Genomic DNA, 3,277 nt, shown 5'->3' with positions numbered 1-3,277 from the left:
ACATGGTGATGAATGTGCTGGCGGCGGGGATGGAGATTCCCGATGAGCAGCTCAAGTCGCTCCGTGGGCGGTGCGTCCAGAACGTGAAAAAGACAGGCGGCAGCGTCACGCTGGACGACGCGGTCCGCTATCAGAACGGCGGACTGTAAAAAAGTAGTAGCTATTCCCGACGAAGTGTGGTATGTGTTGGTGTTGCAAAGGAGGTAGCAGACATGAGAACGACTCTGGAGGATCTCTACTACGGCAACATCACACCCTGTGAGCAACAGATGATACCTGGCTCAGAGCTGAAGCGGGCAGTAGACCGTGTTGCCAAGTGCGAGGCACAGCTGATGGAACTCCTCAACGAGGAGGGTCAGCAGGCCCTCACAAGGTTCACCCGCTCCCAGCATGAGATCAACAGCATCACAGCAACCGAAAATTTCATTCTGGGCTTCCGATTGGGTGTCAGGATCATGACTGAGTGCATGGATGACAACGACGGAGATATTCGGAGTGGAGGTGAATAACAGATGGCAAAGCGCAGACCGTCCGGCGACGGCATGGTGCGCAAACGGGAGGACGGACGCTGGGAGGGCCGCATCGTGGTGGGTCACAAGGAGAATGGCGAGTCCATCTTCCGCTACATCTCCGCCAAGAGCCAGAAGGCTCTGATGAAAAAGCTGCACCAGAGCATCGAGGAGTACCGGGACGTGGACCTGAGCGAGGACAGCCGGATGCCGCTGGGTGAGTGGCTGGACCGCTGGCTGGAGGAGTACGTCTCACCTACGGTGCGGGAGTCCACGCTGAAGGGTTACCGGCAGTACATCGAGTGCTACATCAAGCCCCGCCTGGGGGACAGGCCGGTGTGCAAGGTGACCTCCGCCGACGTGCAGGCCTTGTACCGGGAGGTGCAGAAGAACGGACGCAAGACCGAGCACCCCGAGTACGGATACGCCCTCTCTGGCTCTACCGTCCGCAGCCTCCACGGTGTGTTCCACCAGGCCATGGACGCGGCGGTGCGGGAGCGGCTCACGGCGAGGAATCCCACAGAGGACGTCACCCTCCCCAAAAAGAAAGCCACCGCCAAGCAGATCCTCAACAACGAGCAGCTGGAGCGGTTCATGGAGGAGATCAAAAAGGACCCTGTCTGGTGCGATTTCTTCTACACTGAGCTGACCACCGGGATGCGCCGGGGTGAGATCTGCGGGCTGATGTGGTCCGACTTCGACGGGAAGAAGGGGACGCTGACAGTGCGTCGGACGCTCCACCAGCGCAAGGGCGGCGGACTGACCACCGGCGAGACCAAGACGGGAAAAGGCCGGCGCACCATCACCCTGCCGCCCAGCACGGCCCAGCTGCTGCGGGAGCGGCAGAAGCGCTCCTGCTCCCAGTGGATCTTTCCTAACCCTCTCCGCCCGGAGGACCCGGTCAATCCCGGCAGGGCCTACAGCCGCCTGAAGACCCTGCTGAAAAGTGCCGGCCTGCCTGGCATCCGGTTCCATGACCTGCGCCACACCTTCGCCACTCATGCCCTGACCAGCGGCGTGGACGCCAAGACCCTCTCTGGTATCCTGGGACACACCAAAGCGTCATTCACCCTGGACACCTATACCCACGTCACTGGAGATATGCACCGCCGGGCGGCGGAGATCGTGGGCGGCTTTATGAACGACATCATGGTGAGGAGGTGAGAGTATGGCGAAGAAGCGGAAGAAAGGTGAGGGCACCATCCGCCTGCGGAAGGACGGACGGTGGGAGGGCCGGGTGGTTATTGGCTACGATGAGGGCGGCAATCCCAAGACAAAGAATGTTCTGGCTAAGACCAAGAAAGAGTGTACCGAGAGGTTGGAACAGCTGAAAAAAGAGCAGGGCGGTTCCGGGCCAGTGAAGGTCAGGTCGGAGATGCGGTTCGGGGACTGGCTGGACTTCTGGTATCAGAGTTACTCCAAGCCGGCCTTGCGGCACACCACCCAACTGAGCTACGAGAACTGGATTTACCTCCACGCCATTCCGGGCGTGGGGGACATCCCACTGAACAGGTTGTCCCAGTCCGACCTCCAGCAGTTTTTTACCGAGATGAAAAAGGGCGGGCGGCTCAACAACGTGGAGCGCCACGGCGCGGGGATGGCGGATCGCTCGGTGCGCAGCTGTCACGCAGTATGCCAGATGGCGCTGGATCGGGCGGTGAAGGAGGGGCTCATCCGGGTGAACCCGGCCACCGGCTGTAAACTGCCGCCCCTGCGGGAGAAGGAAATGAAAATTCTGACCAAGGAGGAAATCCAGCGGTTCCTGATCCAGGCCAAGGCGGAGGGGATGTACGAGCTGTTCCTCCTGGAGCTGACCACGGGGATGCGCCGGGGCGAGCTGCTGGCCCTGCAATGGTCTGACCTGGATTTCAAGACAGGCCGGCTCCGCATTAGTAAGCAGGTGTACTCCGTCAACGGAAAACTGGAAGTCAATGAGCCCAAGACAAAGGCCGCCGTCCGCACGGTCATCCTGCCGCCTGCCATGGTGGAACTGCTGGCGGAGTACAAGGCGCAGGTATTCTCAGAGTGGATGTTCCCCTCCCGCATCAAGCCAGAGCAGCCTGTGGACCCGGGCTATGTCCGCAAGCGTCTGCAAGTCATTCTGGAGCGGGCCGGGTGCAAAAGGGTGAGGTTTCATGATCTCCGTCACACCTTCGCTACCATGTCCCTGGAGAACGGTATGGATGTGAAAACCCTGTCCACCATCATCGGGCATGTCTCCTCCGCCACCACGCTGAACATCTATACCCATATCACCGGCGAGATGCAGCGGAACGCGGCTCGAAATATTGACCAGGGCATCGCCGGGGTGGAGGTACAGGAACAGGGCGAAGTGGAACAGGAGGAAGCCGTTCCTCCTGTGGAGTTTACGCCGTACCATCCCCCTCACCGCAGACCGGGGACGGGCTGCATCAGCCAAATCAATGACCACCTGTGGGAGGGCCGCTACTCGCCCAAGTGGATCGACGGCAAAAAACACGCCCGCAACATCTACGCCCATACCCGTGAGGAGTGCGAGGAGAAGCTGGCGGCGCTGATCGTCCAGATGAAGCGGGAACTGGCGGAGTTGAAAGCGGCACAGGCGGCAGGGGCGCCCTTCAGACATTGAGCCGCCAAATACAAAGATAGGACAGTGAACCGAAAACGATTCGCTGTCCTCCTATAAAAGGAGCTTATGCAGACAATTCTAACAGAGCACAGAGAGATTTTGATTTTGCCATCATAATTTTATTTTCCTATTTTCTCTTCTGAAATTATAGTGTATACGG

At 59.4% G+C, this 3,277-nt stretch carries 3 protein-coding genes; all 3 read left to right on the top strand.

The window, feature by feature from the left end; translation table 11 throughout:
• Positions 1-212: 212 nt before the first annotated feature.
• Genes JX325_RS14075 through JX325_RS14065 form a run of 3 tightly spaced genes read left to right on the top strand, consistent with a single transcriptional unit; the run spans position 213 to position 3,117 of the window.
• On the top strand, positions 213-509 hold the full coding sequence (locus JX325_RS14075; protein ID WP_204791721.1) for a DUF6809 family protein: 297 nt from the start codon (positions 213-215) through the stop codon (positions 507-509).
• 3 nt (positions 510-512) lie between these two features.
• Positions 513-1,673 carry a site-specific integrase gene (locus tag JX325_RS14070; RefSeq protein ID WP_204791720.1) on the top strand — a complete coding sequence of 387 codons (1,161 nt, stop codon included), beginning with the start codon at positions 513-515 and terminating at the stop codon, positions 1,671-1,673.
• Positions 1,674-1,677: 4 nt separating this feature from the next.
• Complete coding sequence (locus JX325_RS14065; protein ID WP_204791719.1) at positions 1,678-3,117, top strand: site-specific integrase; 1,440 nt, start codon at positions 1,678-1,680, stop codon at positions 3,115-3,117.
• Positions 3,118-3,277: the final 160 nt, after the last annotated feature.

The organism is Oscillibacter sp. CU971 (assembly GCF_905219725.1).
Classification (GTDB): Bacteria; Bacillota; Clostridia; order Oscillospirales; family Oscillospiraceae; genus Oscillibacter.
This window is presented reverse-complemented; position numbering and strand designations above follow the sequence as displayed.

What these genes read in the sequence shown, in the direction of transcription:
- JX325_RS14075 (WP_204791721.1), top strand. Translation starts at nt 213, where the DNA reads ATGAGAACGACTCTGGAGGATCTCTACTACGGCAACATCACACCCTGT.
- JX325_RS14070 (WP_204791720.1), top strand. Translation starts at nt 513, where the DNA reads ATGGCAAAGCGCAGACCGTCCGGCGACGGCATGGTGCGCAAACGGGAG.
- JX325_RS14065 (WP_204791719.1), top strand. Translation starts at nt 1,678, where the DNA reads ATGGCGAAGAAGCGGAAGAAAGGTGAGGGCACCATCCGCCTGCGGAAG.